The organism is Bacillus cereus group sp. RP32 (assembly GCF_040459735.1).
Classification (GTDB): Bacteria; Bacillota; Bacilli; order Bacillales; family Bacillaceae_G; genus Bacillus_A; species Bacillus_A wiedmannii.
In genome coordinates this window covers 1,607,222-1,627,920 of the sequence record NZ_JARVHO010000001.1, presented here as the reverse complement: position 1 = coordinate 1,627,920, position 20,699 = coordinate 1,607,222, and the positions used below count along the sequence as shown (strand labels likewise).

The following is a 20,699-nucleotide window of genomic DNA, read 5'->3' as shown; positions in this document are numbered from 1 at the left end:
TAAATGTGATATTAAATTGAATATATAACACTAATAATTATATTACTATTACTTTATATTATAATTAATTATTTTTAAAGTATTTAACAAAAAAAGAAATCCTGTCAGCTAATTGTTATAAATTACTATATCTTTCTCTTTTAATCACCATTTACCATAAAAAATCTACTAGATTAGATATAAAATAAATAGATAAAAGAAAAACATCCCTTCGAGTGCCTATAAAAGCCGTATTTTGCGAAAATAAAAAACAGCTTATAACTGCTGCTCTAGTTTCTCATTTATTAATTTTTGAACTAATAATTGTTCTAACACTTCAATTCTACGGTTCATCTGCTCCATATTCGTCGTGTGTCTCTCTTCTAATGCTTTAATTTCTTCATCATGCTTAACTTCCAATTCCTGTAAAGCTTTGATTGTAAGTGACGAATATGAGTATAAGTGAATCCCTTTACCACTTTCATCAATAAATGATTCATCACATTCATCTACAATTGCCCCGTAGTATGTTTTAATATCTTCTGTTGTCAAAGGTGGCTCATTAGGATCTCTCTCTTCTCTCATTTTATAAAGCTCGTTTACTGCATTCTTATAGTTAAATTGTCTCACTCGTACATTCCTGATTTTTTCTAGGGCGGAAAAAGAAACATCACGAATGTTAGATTTATATTCCCGTAATGAAGGGCTCATAAAATTACCTTGAACAGAACCCCATCCATTCTGAGTAACAGGTGACTTGACTTGAATGATACCTGTATATCCTGCTGCACGGCTATTACGTAAAGTGATGTTAGGTAGTCTTAAATCAGAATCTGTACTATTATCTTCAACGACTAACGAAGTTTGATATAACCCCGGTTTTCCCCGTCTAAAATACCAACTCCCATTACCAGCATAAAAAACATGGTAATCATTAGCATTTAGAACACTTAGTCCGTTTCTTTGCAACTCCCAGTACACAGATTTTTGGACTGTACCATCAACTATGCCATCGCTAATACCAATGCTCGCATACGCCCCTGACCATCCTGCACCTGCTTGAGACATAAATAAAGCGCCTGCTGGAGCGCTAGTCTTTTCATCTGTTCCTAAAATAAAAGTTGGTTGTACTGAACCATCTGTTCTTCTGTAATGTCCTAGAAATGATCTAGCAACCCCTTTTTCATAGAGACGTATAAATTGGTCATCTAAGCTTACGTAGTTATCTGTATTTGATGTTCTAATTTGGCAACCACTTAGCATTCCCGCTTTAATCCACTCAGCATTAACTTTACCAACTAAATCTATTCGTGCGGCATTTAACTTAATGTTTTCTTTACTCATGTTAAAAGCTGCGATTACATCATTTTCTTTTACAGATATGCTAACGCCCTTTTCTGTTATTTGAAGGCGTGATTCCATATCTCTTACATAAGAATCTGTAGCAAATTGTCCATCTGCTTGTAATCTCGTATATACTTCCGTCTTTTTTGCTGCGGCATTGATACCCTGTTCATTGATAGTGAAACGGTTATCAATCAGAGTCATCTTCTGGTTAAATTGTTCAGTTGCAAGCTTATTGGCTAATTCATTTAATAAATCTTGTTTATTTTGATTAACCGTTTGCTTCAGCTCTGGAATCTTAAAACCAGCAACATAATCCTCTACTTGTTTAAGTTCAACTTTTGCCCCGATTGCTGTTGCCTGCTGTTCAAGTTTTGTATTTGCTTCAGTAAGCTTTTTTCCTTGATCGGATACTACATTGTTTAAATTACTTACGGTAGAAGATAATCCAGTTGCTGTTTGCTCCACATTACTCATGCGTTTTTCAAATCCATCTTGGCTATTTTGGACATTTGTTACAGTGGTTTTTACGCCCTCCACACTTTTTTCAATCTCGGTTGTTTTCTTGGTGAATTCATCGGTTGTTACTTGATCTTCTGGAGCTGGTGTCCATTCAGTAGCTGTATTGCCTATTTCAATTTGAAAATTAGAAATGATAATTTTTGCTCCAGTTGTGAAATTATCTAATCTCATATTTACATCCTTAAAAGCACTACCACTAATCGTGATTACACCCAAATATTTTCCACTTAAGTTTTGAGAAGAAAATGTAATTCTGGATGCAATAAGGGGATAAGGATTGCTCCCTTGCATATACATAGTACCCGTTGGTGCTGTAGTACCTTCAATTTTCCAGTCAAAAGAAACGCAAATTTCTTTATTTAAAATCGCGCTAGAGTCCCCACCTGCAAAACTATAAATATTTACTGTTTGGTTTGCTGCATTGTTACCAACTACACTAGCTGGAATGGATGTACCAAGAACAGTATTGCGTCCACCTATTTTTGTATTAGCAACTTTCGTTTCTACACTTGTTAACTTTTCACTGATTTTACCTGCTTGTTCTGTAATTTCAGTTGTAACTTTTTTAAAATCAGCAACAGAAGTCGTGTCTTTAGGAGAAGGTGACCATCCAGTATCTACATTCCCTTTAGATAATTTAGGTAAACCAAGACGTCCACCTGTTCCGGTTTTATCGGCTGAAATATCCTCAACTCTAAAAATAAATTGAATCAATTTCGTATCAGGTTGTGTTTTAATGGTTCTAGTAAAATCACTCCGTGAGGAAGACATATCCCATGGTTTGCCTGAATATGTAGCTTGATTATCTTTATATACTGCTGTAGGTGTTTTATCAGCTTTCTTTTCCCATAAAAAGATTTTAAAACTACCACCAGCATTACAGGAGAATGTATATTCTGTATTCGATTCTACCTCTATATACTGTGTAAAATCTACAAAACCCTCACCTTTAATAGAAGCGTTAATAACGTTATATGATTTAATTCCAGTCTCTACTTTTATTTGTGATCCTTTTATCCAATCAGTCATTAATTTGAACTCAGAATCCACGATTAAATTTTGCATATCCATTTTCATATTATCCACTTTTGACTGCACATCGGTAATCGTCTTTTTCGTGCCATCAACAGTTGATTCAACTGTATTTAATTTATTACTAATTTCAGTATCTTTTTTCGTTAACGATTCAATTGAAGTTTTAAATCCACTTGAATCTTGCTCAAACTGAGTTACTTTCTTATCGATTTCACCTTGTTTGTTCTCGACATTAGAAATCGTACGACTAACGCCTTGTAAATTCTCTTTCACCTCATTGAATTGACCTGTCGCTTGGTTCTGTGCTTCTTGAACCTTTTGATTTAACTCTGTTTTTGTGGTTTCTATATCTTTATTAACCTGCTCTAATGTTTCTTTTTTGACTGATTCCACATCGGGTACAACCGATTCCCAAGCTTCACCTGTCCATATTTTTAAAACACCGGGCTTTCCGTTACTAATATCACGCCAAAGCGTTTTATAAGGTTTCAGTCCTGTTGTCGGTGGATTCTTGGATTCTATAATTTCAACCGTATTATTTTTAATATTCTCTTGTACTTTTTCAGCTAGTGCTTTTGCTGCTTCTGATTCTTTTTTAGCATTACTAGCGGTTTCATTCGCTTCTTTCACTAATTTATCAAGCTGATCTATCATTTCTTGTTTATTGCCAAGTGAACTAAGAATACGATTGTAAATCTTTCTTAATTCCTCATTTGGATCAATAATCTCATGATAATCACCAAATACATATTTATCTTGTAATGGATTTTTAAATGATTCATCACCAGCGATTGTCCTTGCTTCTAAATAAAGCTTAGGTGTGAATCCAATGTCTTTTATTCGAATCGTATCGCCCTCATTAATTAATTCGTGAGCTAAGCCGAACACACGACCAATTGATTGTGCTTCAACTTCATAAAAAACGGATGTATTGACACGCTTTTTTAACTCTGTGTTCATAAGAGTCATTAAACGTTTTGAATCCATGTCCTCGTTTTCTGTTTCTGGACTGTAAAAACCAAATTTATGCTGCCCTTTCTCATTCCACCTTTGAAACGCATCATTGTCCACAAGATAAGGAACACCATTATTTATTTCTGCAATGGTAACAAACTCTCCACCTTCTTTTTTCACAAAACCTAATAAGGCTGTACAAATGTTTTGAGAGTTCTCAATACGCTTAATCCCCATTAAATCCTTGCCAAGAGTTACTTCTTTTCCTGTTTCTCGACCACGCTTCTTAACCATATCTACATAACGACCAACGACTTGAGAGCCTACGACTTCAGCACGGTATTGAATTTCTAATTCGAATAATGAAGCTATCTTTTTAAGGAGAGTTAATGGATCGATAAACTCATCAATCGTCATAGAACGGAAACTAGCATATTCTAAATTTCCTTTTTGCCACTTCGTACCTGCAAGAGCGATATCAACCATTTCAATTACTGTCTTACCTTCTAGTTTTTGTGGTGGAATAATTCCAGCTTTAGCAAGTTGAATCCATTCTCCTGATGCATAAGCAATTACTGATCTATCATCGGAATTCTTTTCAATTTCAGTAATTACATAAGGAACGATACGACCATCACGCACTTCTTTTAATACTAAGTTTTGCTGCATAAGTGTGGATGAATGCCTTGTATTATCAAATACTCGAAACTCTAACGTATCAATGTTATTTTTGATTTCCCAATGTCTTTTATCATCCCAATAATCTGCAGGCTGAATAGATGCTACAATTTGTTCTGTTTTAAAATCAACAACATGCAATTCACCACTTGGCGTTCTCATCTGTATCTCTCCCTGTAACTGATTGTCGCTGTAACGTCTGGCGGCATAATATCAATCCGGTTCTCTCCACGTATGATCTTAGGAAACTCACTAAAAATATCTTTAATATTAATAGCATCTTTCCCGTTAATCGTAACAAGACTTTTTTCTGTATCAATAATCACTTTGTCTCCTGCATCGAAAATATAAGGCTTTGTATTAGAAGGGACTTTGTTTACCTTCCAAATTTTCAAATCATCAAATTGCATTTCGTTAACAGGCTGGTGATTATCCCACTTACACAGCGCAATCATAACTTGTGCGATTTTTCGGTTTGTCATTGGATTACTGTTGTCAACATCGTTCCATTGTTCAACTAGGGAAGCTCCGTCTATCTCTTTACCATCTATAAATTTAGCTACATATACAGACCATTTTGTCCCTCTTCTAGCAATACGCAGGCGTCCCCGAAATTGATTGAAAGTAGATAAGTAATAGCCACTTGTATCTACTAATTTACGAATGCTATTAGGTGTTCCGCTATTCCCGATTTTCATATGTGCCTTTGTAATTTCTGCCGTTACGTATAAATCATTCATGTTAATACGAGCTACCAAATTACTTGCCTCATCCAATAAGAGGACTTCACAACGCCCCATTTCCTCAATATTTTTGGACTTTAAAGTCATCCATGCCTCTATTTCAAAATCTTGTAATGGACCGCCTGGAATACTTTTCTTAGCTATTGCACCGTAAAACCCTTTCCCTTCTCCGTATTCTTCACAATATAGTGCGTAACCGCCTTTTGATTTAAAAGTACCTGTCCCTTTCATGTCATCAAATTGCCCAGTAACAGGAGTCCAACCTATAGGTGAAGCCATTTCATCCCATAACACACGCTCACGCTCTTGTACCGTTGATTCCTCCACAGTTAGAGGATAACCGATACGGAAATAGTTTCGTTCTAAAGGATATTTACCAAACCATACATCTAAAAAAGTGCTTGGTTTTTTTACAGTCATTTCAATTAATGCCGGAGCTTCTACGCTTCCTTTATTCGTGAAATAAGAAGTAATCTCAGTTGACCAACTTTGTGTGAAAGTGTGAGTCTGTACTTTCCCTAGTTTATAAGGTGTTGGGCAGACAAATTTAATTGTACCGATTCCGAGTGTTACAAATTCATCTGGATCAAAGCTATCATCCACAACTGCTAAATATGTTCTATCTGGCTCTACATCGAAAATAAGCTCGGCTGGTTGATCGGTAATTAACCAACTTGCAATTTCTTCTTTTAATAACTCTAAGTTCCCGCCATCAGGAACAATGATTCCTACAGGTATAGATAAAACACGCATTTCCGTTTGGGTGTTTAATAGCCTTGCACCTGGATATCCTGGAACACTTAGAAAATTACGTTTCAATGGTGCCCAAGTCGGTCTTTTCCACCCTTTTGCAATTTGGACAAATTCTTTACGTGCATTGTTAAATGTAAAAGAGCTCATTTTGACACCTCATTTCTGTATAAAATAAAAGAAACCCAAACCTAAAAGGCTGAGTTTCTTTGTTCTTCTCTTTCTTGATACTCTTTTGTATATCGATAAGTACCACGCGCCACATCTCGTCCCTCTAAAATAACTGGCACTTCAATAACCAAATCTCCACCTTGTGTTGGAATCATTCCATTTCCACCTGTTTGTCCAGGAGAATAATTAACCACTTGGTTTGCAACCGTATTTGTCATAGCTTGTCTACTATTAGACATATTTCCATAAACACCACTCATAACAGTTTTCAAGCCTGATAATTGATTCATAGAACTAGCCATCATACGGCTCATATCACCCATTAATTGATTCATGGTTCCAGTAATACCAAGTGATTTTTCTTTTGATGATAAAGGTGTAACTGTGATGGAATTACCTTTTTTCGTAAACAATTCCGGTCCAGCTTCACCTGTAATAAATGAACCATCACCTACAGGTTTTCCACCTTTAGCAAGCATTGGTACATGTGGAATAGTTGGAGCACTAACACCTGGTATATTATTTAATAATTCCGCTGGTGTATTAAATCCATCTATGAATTTATTAATGATACGAATGATTCCATTGATAGCTGTACGAATGCCACTTTTAATACCATCCCATACACCTAATACCGCTGATTTCATCCCCTCGAACGCTCCGCTCACAGCATTTGTTACCCAGCGGACAGGAGTCATAATAGCATCCTTTAATCCGTTCCACACTGACGATGCTGTGGATTTAATGCCATTCCATATGCTTGATAGCGTGGACTTAATCCCATTCCAGATACTACTACTTGTACTACTGATCATATTCCAAACAGTAGAGATAGCTTGCTTGATGTTATTGAATACCGAACTTGCTGTAGAAACAATTGAATTCCATAGACTAGAAAGATAACTTTTAATTGTATTCCATACCGCACTTGTAGTGGAGCTAATCGTGTTCCAGGTGTTTACAATCCAGTCTTTTATTGAATTAAATATTGGCGTCACAAAAGCAACTAATCCATTCCAACATGATTGTAAGAAGTTTTTCACTGCATTCCATACAGTCATTGTTGCTGAACTGATTGCATCCCAAACGGTTGTAATTGTATTTTTAATCCAATCAAATACAGTTGTCGCAATTGATACTATTCCATTCCAACAAGTCTTTAAAAAATTTGTAAGTGCATCCCACACCGCTATAGCTTTTTGCTTAACAGCTTCCCATACCGAAGCTAAAAACTCTCGTATAGATTCGAAAATTGGAGTGGCGAAATATAAAATTGCTGTCCAAATCGCTTGTAAGTATTGAGTGATAAAATTCCATACAGTTTGAATTACTGTGGAAATACCATTCCAAATCATAGAAAAGAAATCTGCGATTCCTTGTAAAATTGGAGTTAAAAAGGCAACTAATCCGTTCCATGTCTCTTGGAAAAACGTTGAAATTGAAGTCCATACCTCAGTGAAGAAGGTTGCTATTCCCTGTAAGACAGAAGTAAGGTATTCGACAATTCCATTCCAAATTTCCATACAAAAATTAAAAATAGAAGTCCAAATACCAATGTATGCTTCTAGAATAGCGGTTCCCCAGGTTACAACAAACTCAACTATTCCATTCCATAAGCCTATTAAGAACTCCTTAATTGAATTCCAGACTTCCGATGTAGTTTCACTAATACTATTCCAGGTATCACTTGCCCATTGTACAATCCCATCCCATATTCCTACTAAGAACTCTCCAATTGCATTCCAAGCATCAATGGTCCATTGCCTTATAGAATCCCAATTTTGATAGATTAGAACGCCCAAGGCAACTACAGCGGCTACAACTACGGCAATTAGTGCGACCCATCCCATCATTGCAGCCCCTATACTCGATATGACGACAACGATTGGCGCTAAAGCCATAAACGCCCCTGCAATTACTCCAATAGCTATTGCTATAGCTGCCAAGGTAGCCGCTAGCTTTGGATTATTAGAAATCCAATCAGCTATTTTAGCAACAACATCAGCTATAACACTTAGAACTGGCTTGAGGGCTACTTGTAAATCTTGCATTGCTTTTTGAAACTTAACTGCCGGATTTGCATCCATTTTCTTAACGGAATCATTTAATTGATCTTGATTCTTTTTAAAATCAACAGTCTTTTCTTTCGCACCTAGTAAAGTATTAATAATGTTTTGCCCTTGGTCTTCGTACATCGTACCAAAAAATTTAACACCTAATTCATTACGCTTTGTTTCATCCTCAACTTCTGATAAAGCCTGTGCAATTTCAGTCATAGCTGCCGAACCATCTTTACCACCTTTAGCTACTGCTTGACCCCATTTTTCAACTTGCTCCGCTGAAATTTTTGTGCCTTCAAGTGATTCTTTCATAGCTTTATCGACACCTTGACCGAACTCAGCCGCTTTGATACGTCCTTCTTTTAAACCATCTAGCAAATTATCAATATTCCAGGTTCCTGTTTCAACCCCAGCTTCCATAATCGCTTGTACTTCTTCAGCTGAATATCCCGCTCTTGTAAGCTGCCCTCCATATTCAGCAATAATATCTAATTGTTCTGGTGGAAATCCTAGTTTAAGTAAAGCATCAGCCATACCAAGAGCGCCTTCTTGCGAAATCCCTAATTCACTTCCGATTTCATTTGTTTCTTGAATTAACTCAGTAAAATCAATCCCTTCATAAGATTGAGCAATTGCGGCTGCTCCCTTTACGATTGCTGCATTCGCTTCATCGCTTACGCCTTTATTTAAAGCCCATTGTCGGCGTACACCCTCTAAAGATGCTTCCGCATCCACTCCATAAGCTGAAATTCCTCTTACAGCTTCTTCTACTGATTTTTTCGAGGATTCAGGGACATCAAAAGATACATCAATTTTTGTTTGTAACTTTGACATATCCATTGCTTTTTCAATTGCGGTTGCAATTCCACCACCTGCTGCTAATCCGCCAATAACATTTTCTAACCCTATTTTTAGACCTTCAAACTTCTTCTCTGTTCTACCAGCCTCTTGTTGTAAATCTCTTAACTCATTTTGCACTTGCCGTATTGAGTTACCGCCATCCACAGAACGAAGAGCACGTTGTAATTTATCAATATCTGTTCCTGCTCCTAATGCTTCACGACCGATAATTCCAATTGCTTGCTCTAATTGCTTACTTGTAGCCGTTCCATTTCGAATTGCATTCACAAGACGATTTCCTAATGCTCCTGCAAAATCATCCACACTTTTCCCAGTTGCGCTAAACAATGTTTCTAATTGCCTTGTGGAACTCGCTACATTGTCTTGTTCAGCCTTCATATTTCCAAGCTTATTTTTCAGACCATTAAGAGACCCTTCTGTAAATTCAATCTCACGCCTAAAAGCACGATATTGTTCTTCAGAAATTTTACCGTTTTGAAATTGAGCTTGAACTTGTTGTTCAGCTGCTTTTAACTTGTCTAGTTTTTGTGTTGTATTTTCAATTTGTTGTGTAAGTAACTGTTGTTTTTGTGCTAATGCTTCCACATTACCAGGATCAAACTTTAGCAACCGCTCAACATCTTTTAGTTCTTTTGCTAAGTTATCACTCTGCTTATTAACATCTTTCAATGCATTTTGAAGACCCGTAGTCTCTCCACCAATTTCAATCGTAATCCCTTTAATTCTTCCGCTAGCCATTATCTCACTCCTTTCTTAGAATGAATCAAAGTCTTTTTGATTTGCTTTTCTAACTTTTTCTTTATCTGGGTTCTCCATTTCAGCGAATTCAGCAATGTAATCAAAACAATCACCGATTGTCATATCTTCTAAATCCCAACTTGTTAGTTTCGCTTTATAACAAAGAGCAAGAAACGTATCAGTGGTTAATTCTTCATCACTGAAAGCTCCTTGCTCTCCATTACTTTTCTTTATTTTTTTTTTGCGCCCATCGTACTTTGAATCATGTCCATAATTTCTGGAAGAATCTCAGAGATAGGGAACTCATCAAAACCATCTAACCATGTAATTGGATCAGCAATTTCTGGATTTGCTGTTTTTGCATATAACCAAACCAGATCATAAACAACCTCAAAATCTACTTTACTTAAATCCGCATTTGCTAAATCAATAGTAGCGCCAGCTTGAGGATTTGAAGGAGCAATAACTCCTAATTTGAGCATGTCTGCAAATAAATCACGTCTAAATTGTGCTTTATACTTTTTAACCGTTGCCGCTGTACTTTTTAATCTGACTTGTTTTCCGTCTATTGTAATTGTCTTTTCCATTTACTATTACGCTCCTTTTGGTGCTGCTGGTTTTTTAATGTAAACTTCTTTGTACCAGTTATCATAAATTGCTTGAGTTGTTTTAGCGGTTGTCTTCGTTTTAACCATTGGTCTTCCGCCAGGCGCTAAAATCAGTGGGCTAGCAACGAATTTCAATTCATTTGTATTTGGTTCAGCGGAATTCGTTTTTGATTTAGATGAAATGTTAGGGCGACTCGCTGAACAGTTATACATAACATGTCGAGTTGCTTTTACATCGCCATCAAATTCAAATAATAGTGCGAATGGTTGACCTTTTGCATCAGCTAACTCATTTAATACACCATCCGTTTCATCTAATTGCTCTCCTAATGCATCGATAGCAAATTGTTCTGGAATAGTAGCGATATTCAGCGCTCCTTCATAACCTTGGTTATTATCTGCTGAATAATAAAGCATATCGTCTGCGTAGAATTCAATTAAATCACCGCGCGGCTCATTTGTTAGTTCAACTGCACCAGGCATTGGAATTGGCGTTTTAAATGTAACGACTCCATCAGTTACGTTGTATGGTACATAATGAACATTTTTTAAACCATAAGATACTTTGTTTTCATTCATTTATATCAACCTCGTTTCATATATTTTTTGATACATTTTTTCAGATTCAATAAAAGTCCCATACGATTCATAAGGAATCTCATGATCGTCTAGGACTTTTTCAAGTTTTGCTTCTGCAACTAAATCTTTTTTAGTTGTGTAAAGCTCAATATTTGCATCGTCTATCTTGTGATAAACCTTGTTATCAGCCATTAAATTTGCTGATCCATCCACAAGGATACAAATATAAGGTGGCGCTGGCACTGGCTTACCTGGCGTTGCTATGAAATGCGAATAAGCCACAGGATAACCTGTAGCTTCAAGGATTTTTGTTAATTCACCTAATGTCATTATTCAAGCGCCCTTTCAATTCGTCTTGGTAATTCATTAATTACATACTCTTCAACTGGACGAATATGCACTTGAGCCGGAACACGTCCACCACCAGCCTTTGCATGGCCATTTTCCAAAAGATGCGTTAGTTGTCCTTTTGTATTGTGGACAACAACACTATTACCTTCTTTTTTCTTACGCCACCCTTTACGATAGGCACCTGTTTTTTTAGGACCACTTTGCCTTAATTTACTTACAGCATGATCAGCTACTTCTTCTTGTGCTGTTAGCAATTCTTCTTCTACAACATTCGCATACCTTTGTAATTCTCTAGCAAGATCACTCGCAAAATCATTCATATTAAGTATGCTCCTTTGCGATAATAGTCAATGTTTGATACATTTCATCATCATTCATTGGCGGTTCGATAATGTCAAAGATACGACCCTTCATAGTAATTCGCATTAATTCTGTAATACCTGTTGTATAAGGCATTACAAACCGATAAATTCGTGTAGACTGTGAAGCTGAAGCTTCAATGTACTCCGAACCTTTTACCGTTTTTATCATTGCCCATGCCTTTTTAACTTCTTGCCAATTGCCTGTTTCAACTTCTTGATTCAATTCATCTTTTATTACTTCAGGTTGTTCAATGATAATTCGATTTCTACAATCGCCAGTATTCAGTGGTTTTTTATACTGAAAAGGACGCATATTACTCACCGTCCAACTTAATTTCTTCTAATGCTTTTGCAATGCCAAAACTATTAATTTCGGTTAAAAAATTCTTAGTAAAATACTCAAGCGCGTCATTATAAACATAACGAGAACGTTCAAAAACCAATTCTTTGAACGTCTCATCTTCGTTTATGTCATATGCTCCACAATCTTTTATTAAAGCTTTGGTGGATGCAAAAAGGATGCGTCTTAGGTTATCATCTTCATCATCGCCTAAGTGCATCCTATCTTTGAATTGCTGTAGTATTTCCTCTGAAATTACTATTTCCATTTACATCATCCTTGTGTTGGTGGCGTTACTTCCTCAAGTTTTAATGTGTAAACTTGTGAAGTGTATTTATCCTTTGGTTTACCTGTAGCATATTGTTTAGCGATATAAAGCGTTGCATCTTCTAAAGCTAGAGTTTCTTCAAACTTTTTGATTGGCTCCGTTCCGCCCATCGCTGCAATGTACTCGCCTTTAACAAAGAACATTACTTTCCCTTGAGGTACAAATACTGATTCTGAAGGGGTTGGATTGAAAGGTAAGCTCGTTACATACACTCCAGCTGCATTTTGAATTGTTGCATTCGCTTGAATGTCAAAAGTATCAAACGGATTTGTTACCATAACTACTTTTCCTGCAATATTTTTCGGTCTGTCTGCATCTGTACCATCTGCATTTAGCTTCTTAGCTAATAGTTTAACAACGCCTTTCAGTTCATTGATTGTTTTACGACCAGGTTCAAAAGTTAAAGTTCCTGCTGGCTTTTTATCTGGGTACACTCCGCCAACAACACTTCCACTTGGATCTTTTAACAATCCGATAGGCTCATCTTTACCTGTACCAATTACAAATCCACGTTCTAAACCTACAGACATAGCTTCTGAAATCATTGTACGAACATATCGTTCCACCCACACTGGACCAAGTTTAAGCATGTCATTTGCCAATGGGATAAATGCCGTTAATTTAAGTTGAGAGATAGACTCTTTTCGGAATGTAGCATTTAGTTGTCCTTTAATATCACCGAATAATGGTCCCCATACAGCTGCACCTTCTGGATCTCCATAGATAAATTCTGTCACAGCACCTAAGTTTTCTAATCCGATATGTTCTAACAACGGATGACCTTGAACTAAATCATCAAAAATTCGTTCTTGCGTTGTCTTAGGCAATGTTTCAGTATCTTTAAATCCACCATCTTGAACGACTGCATTGAAGAATTTCATTTCCTCACTCGTTAATACGTTAGAACCACGAGACTGCATAATAGAACGGTCTACAATAGATTCATTGACTTGATTCAAGATATCCGAACGAACATCTGTAGCAAGTGCTTCAATCATGGAATTTAAAGCTGCTGTTTGTTCTTCTGGCGTTCCTTCCTGCGTTGCTTTTGCAAAAGCTAGTTTTTTATCTTCAAAGTTATTAAATTTAATTACCATAATTTATTTTCCTCCTAAGTTTAAAAAGAGCGTACTCAGATTCTGTTTTGTTTTAACAGGCTCTTGAATAAGCTCTTTTGGTTTTTGATTATTTGGCTGTTTCGTATACTTAGCTACTAAATCTTCTTTAAAATTTTCTACAACTTCCTCTTCTTCCTCTTCCTGCGTATCATCTATTTCAATTTCATCAGCAATTTCATCAGCTAAACCAAGAGCAACTGCTTCCTCTGCCGTTAGCCAAGTTTCATCTTTTAAAAGTTGTTTTAATTCTTCATCTGTTCCAACAAAACGTTTCTTATAAGATGCTGCTAAAGCTGAATCAATCTTCCGTAGATCTCGTGCTGTTTTTTCAAATAGATCTGCATTTCCATATTCAAAGGTACTCGCTTGATGAATCATCATCATAGTATTACTAGGCATAATGATTTTATCACCTGCCATTGCAATTACAGATGCGGCACTTGCTGCCCAACCATCAATATGAACTATAATTTCGGCATCATGCTGCTTTAACTGATTACAAATTGCTACACCATCAAACGCTGAACCTCCACCCGAATTAATATGAACGTGAATTTTTTCTGCTTTTACATCTTGAATTTTTCTTCTTACTGATTCAGCGTTATTTTCACTAAACCATCCACCGATTGCCCCATAAACAGTTAACTTGTACTCATTTTCACCTTTTGCCTCAAAACGAATATCTCGTTTTAAATTTAAAAGCTTATTCATGTTCAAATGTTCCATCATTTCTCACCTCCTTCAGATTCATTTAGTTTCTTATAGTTCTTCGTAATATGATGGATATTTAAGTTCGGATCATTAGAATCTTCATAATCTACTTCTGAACGAATCTCATTTCCTGTAAATGCACTTGAAGAAATAAGCTTATCAATACTTGTTGCAAGGTCAAATATACTCTGATAAGAAACAGCCTTAACTATAATCTTTTGTCCTGAAAGATATTCATTCATTTCAAAGAATTTAACATTCGCTTCATCAGATAGCTTTTTTAATAATGGTCTTACTGTGAAAAGCATATAATTTTTCGTTTGCTTCTCTACATCAGCCATTTCTCCATATAATAAAGCTGTCGGAATACCGATGGCCATTGCTACTTGATTTAAAAAACCACTGGTTACTTTGTTTATTTCTTCCACACTCGGCCCATTCGCAACACCATTATATATTTCGTTATAATTAATACCCTTTTGTTGTGGAACAATAGCGATATCTTTCGTACCAATCGCCTTATACATATTGTCGATAAACTCTTGTAACTTCTCTATTTGTTCTTCTGTTTTGGCACCAATCATATCCATATCGACCGTGCCACGAACTTGATTTTTACGTTTTTGTGAGTTTAATATCCTACTAAATAAGTCCCCATAATCTGCAAATACTCCATCAATAAGCGGAGACAATTTATCATTTCGATACTTTAAATGAATAACCTCACTTTGCTTAAAACTTCTCTTAAACGTGTAGTCTTTTACTATTACATCAGTAAAAGTATCTTCATACACAGCATACTCATTATGTTGAAATCCATCGGCAATAAGCAAATCGCCATCATCTGCTTGTATAACTAAGCATTCATTATCATAAATAAGTTTACGAATAAATCTTTTCCAGAAAGTGCTTGCCGTCATATTCTTGTTTGGTCTAACGTTTAATCGATAATAAAGTTCATTCTTCTCAAATGCTTTACCATTTCTTACTCTGAATTCTGACTGACTAATCGTCCTTCCTAAGAATGATACGCATGTATCGATTGCTAGTCGTTTCATATGAACCCTGTTTGCTGTATCAGCAATCAAATCCAGATCAACCATAAATTGTAGTTCTTTATTTTTTTTAAATACTGAACCTAACCATCCAATGGTCATCACCCCCTTTATTAGAATTTAATATCGCTTAGTATGAAGTCCGTTGCTTCTTGTATCTCATCCGCTCGATAAAGAGCATGAACAAAACTTTGGAATCCGTCAGTTTTTCTTCGCACCGGTTCTTTCTTTTCATATATTTTGTTTCCGTCACCCTTAATCACAACCAATACATTCTGTGTATACCAACGCATAAGAGGATTATCACCGAAAACAATCTGCTCATTTGCAAATGCCATTTCAATCCGTGGCGCTAATAAACTATGAATTGCTTTTGGGTTTCGTATAACTTCGATTTCAAACCCTTCTGCTACTAATAAAGGTCTTATCGCTTCCATTCGGAAGTTATCAGCTATAATTTTTTTAATGCCATATTGTTCACGCATTTTTACAAACCAATCAACAATGTGTTGAGGATTGATAGTTGGCTCGTCCACAACAGTTAGCAAGCCTTGTTCTTCCCATTCTTTTATTGGCGCAAACTTCTGTTTTTTGAACTCTCCTGCTTTTTTTGAATATCCATAATAGATATCAACAAATTCTTTTCGTACAAAGGAATGAGTTTTAAAAATATACTCTCCAGTTTGTCTAAATAAAAGACCACATGCCGCGAAATCTCGAATGCTTGCAAAGTCTAACGATCCAATGCATTCTTGTCCGTGTAAATCTGGAAACGGTCGATTTGTAGCAAGAATTTCTGACCATTTTGCAACAGAGCGTTCTAAATTAGTAACAGGTAAGTTCATACGCTTTGTCATGAACTCTTCTCTATTACTAGGGTCGTCTTCTAAATCTTCATATTCTTCCTTAATTGTTTCAAGTAACCCTTCAGCATACTCACTTAAAGGCTTAGATAACATGGGATTCGCAAGCTCCCAATTATCAAGATTATCTACTTCAGTTTCGTCATTCAATTTACAAATAAAAGGAAAGACAGCATTTGGACGTGCTTCGCCGTTTAATACCTTCATTGCCTTTTCTTTTTGCTTATCTAAGAAACCGTCACGAACATATCCATCTGTACCAATGTAAAATTCACGTGGGTTTTTCTTTTTCCCTAAACCACTGATATGAACACGGACATCTTTATTGCTTTCGTATTGATGTATTTCATCAAATACAACCGCACCATCACGCAAACCATCTTTTGTATCTCCATTTGAAGTTCTAAACTTCAGTACACTTTCAGTAGCCTTTGAAACTGTTTGAGTTAACGTTGTTTTAAAGGCTCTTTTCAAGACCTCATTCTTCTTCACACATTTATGAACTTCGTCAGGGCTTGTTTTTGCTTGTTCTTCACTATTCGCTACAACTGAAATGTTATACTCTGGAATGCCATGTAATTCACTAATTAAAAAGTGAATAATAACAGAAATCAGACCGTTTTTACCGCCGCCACGTCCTAGCATCCATAGGAATTTACGATAAAACACACGTCCATTTTTCTTATAAAATAAAAAGACGAATGCTATTAAGAATTTTTGAAATGGCTGCAACGGAAAATACCACTTCTCACCAAAGTTGATACAATCCTCAATCATTTCATCATCAAAATACAAATCGTCTCTGTTTAAAACATATTTTTCTAGATATTTAATTAACAGTTCTCTTTCTTTATTGAACTTTACTTTCCCACTTCGATAAAGTTCAATATATTCTTCCACATACTTTTGCTTAATCATGTAAGATCACTTTTGCTATAACCTGTATTAGGGATAGTATTCTTAACAACAAACTTTATATCTCTCCCTAATGCAATTAAAGAACTGTTAATTTTATTCCTCTCACTTATAAGAGGGTGGGCCTTAACGAAAACTTGAGTTCCATTTTTAATTGTTACGGATTCCCCTTCTTTAGTTATCGTTTTATTAATTTTTCGAAATGCTTTAACTAGATCAATATAGCGTTCTACCTTTTCAACTTCAACTAAATCTGTCGTATCAATACTATTCATAAGCTGTTCCTTTAACCTTACAATACTAACAGCCATCTACCCACCCCCCTTACGTGCGTAATTCCGAAAAAAACCTGACAGTTAACCCCCTCCTCCGGTGCCCCTTAGAGCATTTTTTGATGAAATTTTTTAAGGGGGGGATTGTTATTGCTGATTCTTTTTTACCATTTTTCATCGTGTTCCCATTTGTTGATTTTCTTTTTGAATACTCTACCATGTTCTTTATTATGGCAATCCACACAGACTGTTTCGAGATTATCCATTTCTAATGCAAGTTCTGGATGATGTTCTAGTTCTTTTATATGATGGACAACGAGTTGAATCTTCTTGCGCTTAGCACTCTCACTGTATTCGTTCGTGTCTGTTTGTAATCGACCATTGCGCTTACATTCTTGGCATTCATAGTTGTCTCGCTTCTTTACTTGTTCACGTATACTCTTCCACTCACCACTGTCATAGAACTTACGCTTCTGTTGTTTGGTTTTATATTCATTCATTTGTCTTTATCCAGCGTGTTTGATTCTCTTTATCCCTTTCCAATAAATCTTTTATTGGTGTTTGCATAAGATATTCTATAGAGTAAAACATTGGCTCCTGTTCATGCAGCTTATAATATTTAAAGCGATTAATATCAATCCCAGACTTCTTGTACGCTTTCTCATTAGGCTTAAAGTATTTGATGTATGCTTTCTTATCAATAGGTATAAGACCAAGCGCAGCAACCCTACCGTTTAAACCACTGGCCATTTGTTCTCACTCCTTTACTTTATTCTTATAAAACTTACCAGCAATCCTCATTGTTACTAACGCTGGCCACACAGGTGTGAAGATACAAATAAGAAATAACATTACTGCAATTGTTATCATCTCTTGATTCGGATCACCTTTATCATCTTTTAACAACTTACGTGCAGTTGAATGCATCCCAGAAGAAATGTAAACCATACCTACAATAAGATAAGCTAATAACCATAGCATTCTATCTCACTCCTTGTCGTTTAATAAATCATCCATCAACTTACTAATTAAACTTGTTATAGCTTCTTTCTTTTCTTCCGACTTTGTTCTTTTGTTTAACCTGTTTAATACTTTAACTACTGGTCGCAATGTTTCTAATTCCACATACTCTTCAAGCTTGTCTTCATCAATAGCATTAAGGATTGTACCAAGAGCGATTGCTTTCTCAATTTTTGTTAATTGCATCTATACTCACTCCTTACCATCAAGGAATTCATCCACCGCTTTACCCAGCAAACTAACCATTGCTTCTCTCTTTTGCTTTGGTGTTGTATTATCTTCCATCTCATTAAAGATTGGGATAACACTTTCTAATTTCTGTTTATCGATACGTTCGTTTACAAGGTCTTGTCCTAACATTGAAATGAATGTTCCAATCACAACCGCTTGTTCTTGTTTAGTTAGTTTCATTCGTTATTCCCCCTACCTTTCCTTAGCATGTTTTTGAAACAATTTTATCTTCTGTTCTTTGAATTCTAGAAACAGCTTCACTAATTGTCTTCCCATCTAAAACAGTAGGAACTTTTACTGTGATTCCATTCAATTCACTCTTACCCGTAACCGTTTCTAACTTCTCCAACGTAGCCACACATTCATTAGCAGCTTCAGTTACTTCCCTCATTTGTTTTAATGCTTCTGTTGTATCAGCATCCACTTTGATAGTTAATTTATTTTTAGCCATTCCTATATCATCCTTTCTATTCAAATATCCATTTTGTTCAATAAAAAAAGAGCACTGTTAAGTACCCTTGAAAGGTTCTGAGTATGAAATACATAGCAATGCTTTTCCTTTTCATATGGCGCAGCTCTATTGCGGAATATAAGTCCCTCTGAAAAGGAGTGTGTGGGTTAGCATCGACTCAATATTGTATGTTTAGAAATCCCTTATGTGCAAGAAAAAAGAGCACTTCTCAGTTCGAGTGCTCTTTTTAAAATGAATTAGGGTTGGTAACACGTTTGGTAAGGCCTTTCTGTATCATTGTATGATGTTCAATCCTAAGTATACCTAAGACTTACTTTACACTCTTCCATATCAATTCTCCCCCCAAAATAAAAAGCACCCGAATGGATGCTTTGTCATCATTTAATTATTTATTTTTGAATTACGGTATGTGAAGTTTTATTCTTCTTTCAGCTAACAATCACAACAGAAAATCTTGTCCGACTTATCGGGTCTCTTCATTCCGTCTGCATAGGATGTTGTTAGCTCAAAGAAGAGCAAAAGCTCTCCTTAATAACGGTATCATTCAATCATTACCATCTGCTGGTTTCGGATTTTATGTGCCGTCATTATGAAACCGTTTAGACAACATATAGATTATAAAGAAATCTTTATGAGTTATGTTTTCCGCCACTTCTCACAATACAAATATAGCACGCTGATTCCAAAACAACCGGCATATTTACTGCCAAAAAGCGGTCACAACTCTGCCACTTATTTCAATTTACTAATAGCCTTTATTTCCCTAGACAACCTCACTGCAACAGTCATAAAGAATAGATTAAATTTTATTTAGGTATTATGCTTGATCTGATTGTAGAACATGTAATGGAGGCGGAATAATCCAACCTTTTTTCTTATTCAGACGAAGTAATATAGCTCCAGCTTGTGCTTTTTTCATATGAAATTGACCAAACATCATTCCAACATCTTCTCGAAGAGATTGTCCCATAGCTTGACTACATGCTACTAACCCAGCAGCAAGATCCATAGAAACTTTAGCTGCAATTTCCGCATCATTAATACGAGCACCAGGAGGAATCGTTTCAATAGATGCAACCGGTCTTTCTGGAGGTGCTGGTGGTAATGCAACTCCATTTAATTTTAATAAATTTTTTAATTCTTCAACCTCTGATTGGATACCATTCTCTACAAGGTTTTCTAAAAATTCCTTTAAATCCTCGTCCCCTGTGTGGTTAATAAGAACTTGATATCCAGCAATTGTGCCTTGTGCTGCTGCAAGATAACTCCAAATCCCAAAGACTTCTCCGTAGTGCATTGGTTCATTTTGTGGATTTCCACTTAAAATACCCATAAAAATATTCCTCCTTAAAGAAATTAAACTTTTAGCAACAATACTTACTATAGAAAAAATTTTCCTAACCATGTTCTGGATTGAAGAAAATAAGTTCTTATAACTCATACGGAACACCTTACCCAAATATAGTAATTTTCCCTCATAGAATGTACCGTTACCAAAAATTTATTCTTATAAATAATAAATACATTTCAATTAACTTAATCCATTATTATAAGTACTTTTAATAATAAAAATTAAAGATGTTTATCATAATTTCAATTCAAATGGTTTTATATATTTTCAAACGAATATTGTCTAAAG

At 35.8% G+C, this 20,699-nt stretch carries 21 protein-coding genes; all 21 read right to left on the bottom strand.

The genetic code is table 11. From position 1 onward, the window contains the following. Nucleotides 1-255: 255 nt before the first annotated feature. The 21 genes from QCI46_RS08585 to QCI46_RS08485 all read right to left on the bottom strand — a co-directional run bounded on the left by QCI46_RS08585 (nucleotide 256) and on the right by QCI46_RS08485 (nucleotide 20,393). Complete coding sequence (locus tag QCI46_RS08585) at nucleotides 256-4,674, bottom strand: phage tail spike protein (protein ID WP_353839946.1); 4,419 nt, start codon at nucleotides 4,672-4,674, stop codon at nucleotides 256-258. Continuing rightward, the gene (locus tag QCI46_RS08580) at nucleotides 4,671-6,155 is read right to left on the bottom strand and encodes a distal tail protein Dit (protein ID WP_353839944.1); all 1,485 of its coding nucleotides are present in this window, start codon (nucleotides 6,153-6,155) and stop codon (nucleotides 4,671-4,673) included. Before QCI46_RS08580 ends, QCI46_RS08585 begins: the two co-directional genes overlap by 4 nt. A 41-nt stretch (nucleotides 6,156-6,196) precedes the next feature. Next, entirely contained in the window at nucleotides 6,197-9,835 is a 3,639-nt protein-coding gene (locus QCI46_RS08575) for a phage tail protein (RefSeq protein ID WP_353839943.1), read from the bottom strand. 230 nt (nucleotides 9,836-10,065) lie between these two features. After that, entirely contained in the window at nucleotides 10,066-10,422 is a 357-nt protein-coding gene (locus QCI46_RS08570) for a hypothetical protein (protein ID WP_098093424.1), read from the bottom strand. A 6-nt stretch (nucleotides 10,423-10,428) separates the two neighbouring features. Continuing rightward, a complete protein-coding gene (locus tag QCI46_RS08565; protein WP_353839942.1) occupies nucleotides 10,429-11,022 on the bottom strand; it encodes a major tail protein in 594 nt (197 codons plus the stop codon). Next, entirely contained in the window at nucleotides 11,023-11,352 is a 330-nt protein-coding gene (locus QCI46_RS08560; RefSeq protein ID WP_353839941.1) for a hypothetical protein, read from the bottom strand. Next, a complete protein-coding gene (locus tag QCI46_RS08555; protein ID WP_098768182.1) occupies nucleotides 11,352-11,693 on the bottom strand; it encodes an HK97 gp10 family phage protein in 342 nt (113 codons plus the stop codon). The genes QCI46_RS08560 and QCI46_RS08555 overlap by 1 nt, the downstream gene beginning before the upstream one ends. 1 nt (nucleotide 11,694) lies before the next feature. Then, nucleotides 11,695-12,048 (bottom strand): phage head closure protein, encoded by a 354-nt coding sequence (locus QCI46_RS08550; RefSeq protein WP_353839940.1) that lies wholly within the window; start codon nucleotides 12,046-12,048, stop codon nucleotides 11,695-11,697. Nucleotide 12,049: 1 nt separating this feature from the next. Further along, entirely contained in the window at nucleotides 12,050-12,343 is a 294-nt protein-coding gene (locus tag QCI46_RS08545) for a hypothetical protein (RefSeq protein WP_088047296.1), read from the bottom strand. A gap of 5 nt (nucleotides 12,344-12,348) precedes the next feature. Beyond that, nucleotides 12,349-13,500 (bottom strand): phage major capsid protein, encoded by a 1,152-nt coding sequence (locus QCI46_RS08540; protein ID WP_353839938.1) that lies wholly within the window; start codon nucleotides 13,498-13,500, stop codon nucleotides 12,349-12,351. A gap of 3 nt (nucleotides 13,501-13,503) precedes the next feature. Further along, nucleotides 13,504-14,247: a head maturation protease, ClpP-related gene (locus QCI46_RS08535; RefSeq protein WP_353841849.1), complete on the bottom strand. Its 744-nt coding sequence runs from the start codon at nucleotides 14,245-14,247 to the stop codon at nucleotides 13,504-13,506. After that, entirely contained in the window at nucleotides 14,247-15,389 is a 1,143-nt protein-coding gene (locus QCI46_RS08530) for a phage portal protein (RefSeq protein ID WP_483299014.1), read from the bottom strand. Before QCI46_RS08530 ends, QCI46_RS08535 begins: the two co-directional genes overlap by 1 nt. A gap of 11 nt (nucleotides 15,390-15,400) precedes the next feature. Beyond that, complete coding sequence (locus QCI46_RS08525) at nucleotides 15,401-17,068, bottom strand: terminase large subunit domain-containing protein (protein WP_353839936.1); 1,668 nt, start codon at nucleotides 17,066-17,068, stop codon at nucleotides 15,401-15,403. Beyond that, the gene (locus QCI46_RS08520; protein ID WP_002128755.1) at nucleotides 17,065-17,376 is read right to left on the bottom strand and encodes a P27 family phage terminase small subunit; all 312 of its coding nucleotides are present in this window, start codon (nucleotides 17,374-17,376) and stop codon (nucleotides 17,065-17,067) included. The genes QCI46_RS08525 and QCI46_RS08520 overlap by 4 nt, the downstream gene beginning before the upstream one ends. 125 nt (nucleotides 17,377-17,501) lie before the next feature. Further along, complete coding sequence (locus QCI46_RS08515; RefSeq protein WP_353839935.1) at nucleotides 17,502-17,837, bottom strand: HNH endonuclease; 336 nt, start codon at nucleotides 17,835-17,837, stop codon at nucleotides 17,502-17,504. Continuing rightward, the gene (locus tag QCI46_RS08510) at nucleotides 17,830-18,087 is read right to left on the bottom strand and encodes a hydrolase (protein ID WP_353839934.1); all 258 of its coding nucleotides are present in this window, start codon (nucleotides 18,085-18,087) and stop codon (nucleotides 17,830-17,832) included. The genes QCI46_RS08515 and QCI46_RS08510 overlap by 8 nt, the downstream gene beginning before the upstream one ends. 6 nt (nucleotides 18,088-18,093) lie before the next feature. Further along, nucleotides 18,094-18,318, bottom strand: coding sequence for a hypothetical protein (locus QCI46_RS08505; RefSeq protein ID WP_106383365.1), 225 nt, complete (start codon nucleotides 18,316-18,318; stop codon nucleotides 18,094-18,096). A 6-nt stretch (nucleotides 18,319-18,324) separates the two neighbouring features. Further along, nucleotides 18,325-18,543 carry a hypothetical protein gene (locus QCI46_RS08500; RefSeq protein ID WP_106383366.1) on the bottom strand — a complete coding sequence of 73 codons (219 nt, stop codon included), beginning with the start codon at nucleotides 18,541-18,543 and terminating at the stop codon, nucleotides 18,325-18,327. 6 nt (nucleotides 18,544-18,549) lie between these two features. Further along, on the bottom strand, nucleotides 18,550-18,768 hold the full coding sequence (locus QCI46_RS08495; RefSeq protein ID WP_106383367.1) for a hypothetical protein: 219 nt from the start codon (nucleotides 18,766-18,768) through the stop codon (nucleotides 18,550-18,552). A gap of 22 nt (nucleotides 18,769-18,790) precedes the next feature. Continuing rightward, nucleotides 18,791-19,039 carry a hypothetical protein gene (locus QCI46_RS08490; protein WP_106383368.1) on the bottom strand — a complete coding sequence of 83 codons (249 nt, stop codon included), beginning with the start codon at nucleotides 19,037-19,039 and terminating at the stop codon, nucleotides 18,791-18,793. Between the two features lie 838 nt (nucleotides 19,040-19,877). After that, entirely contained in the window at nucleotides 19,878-20,393 is a 516-nt protein-coding gene (locus tag QCI46_RS08485) for a DUF3231 family protein (protein ID WP_106383369.1), read from the bottom strand. Nucleotides 20,394-20,699 lie beyond the last annotated feature (306 nt).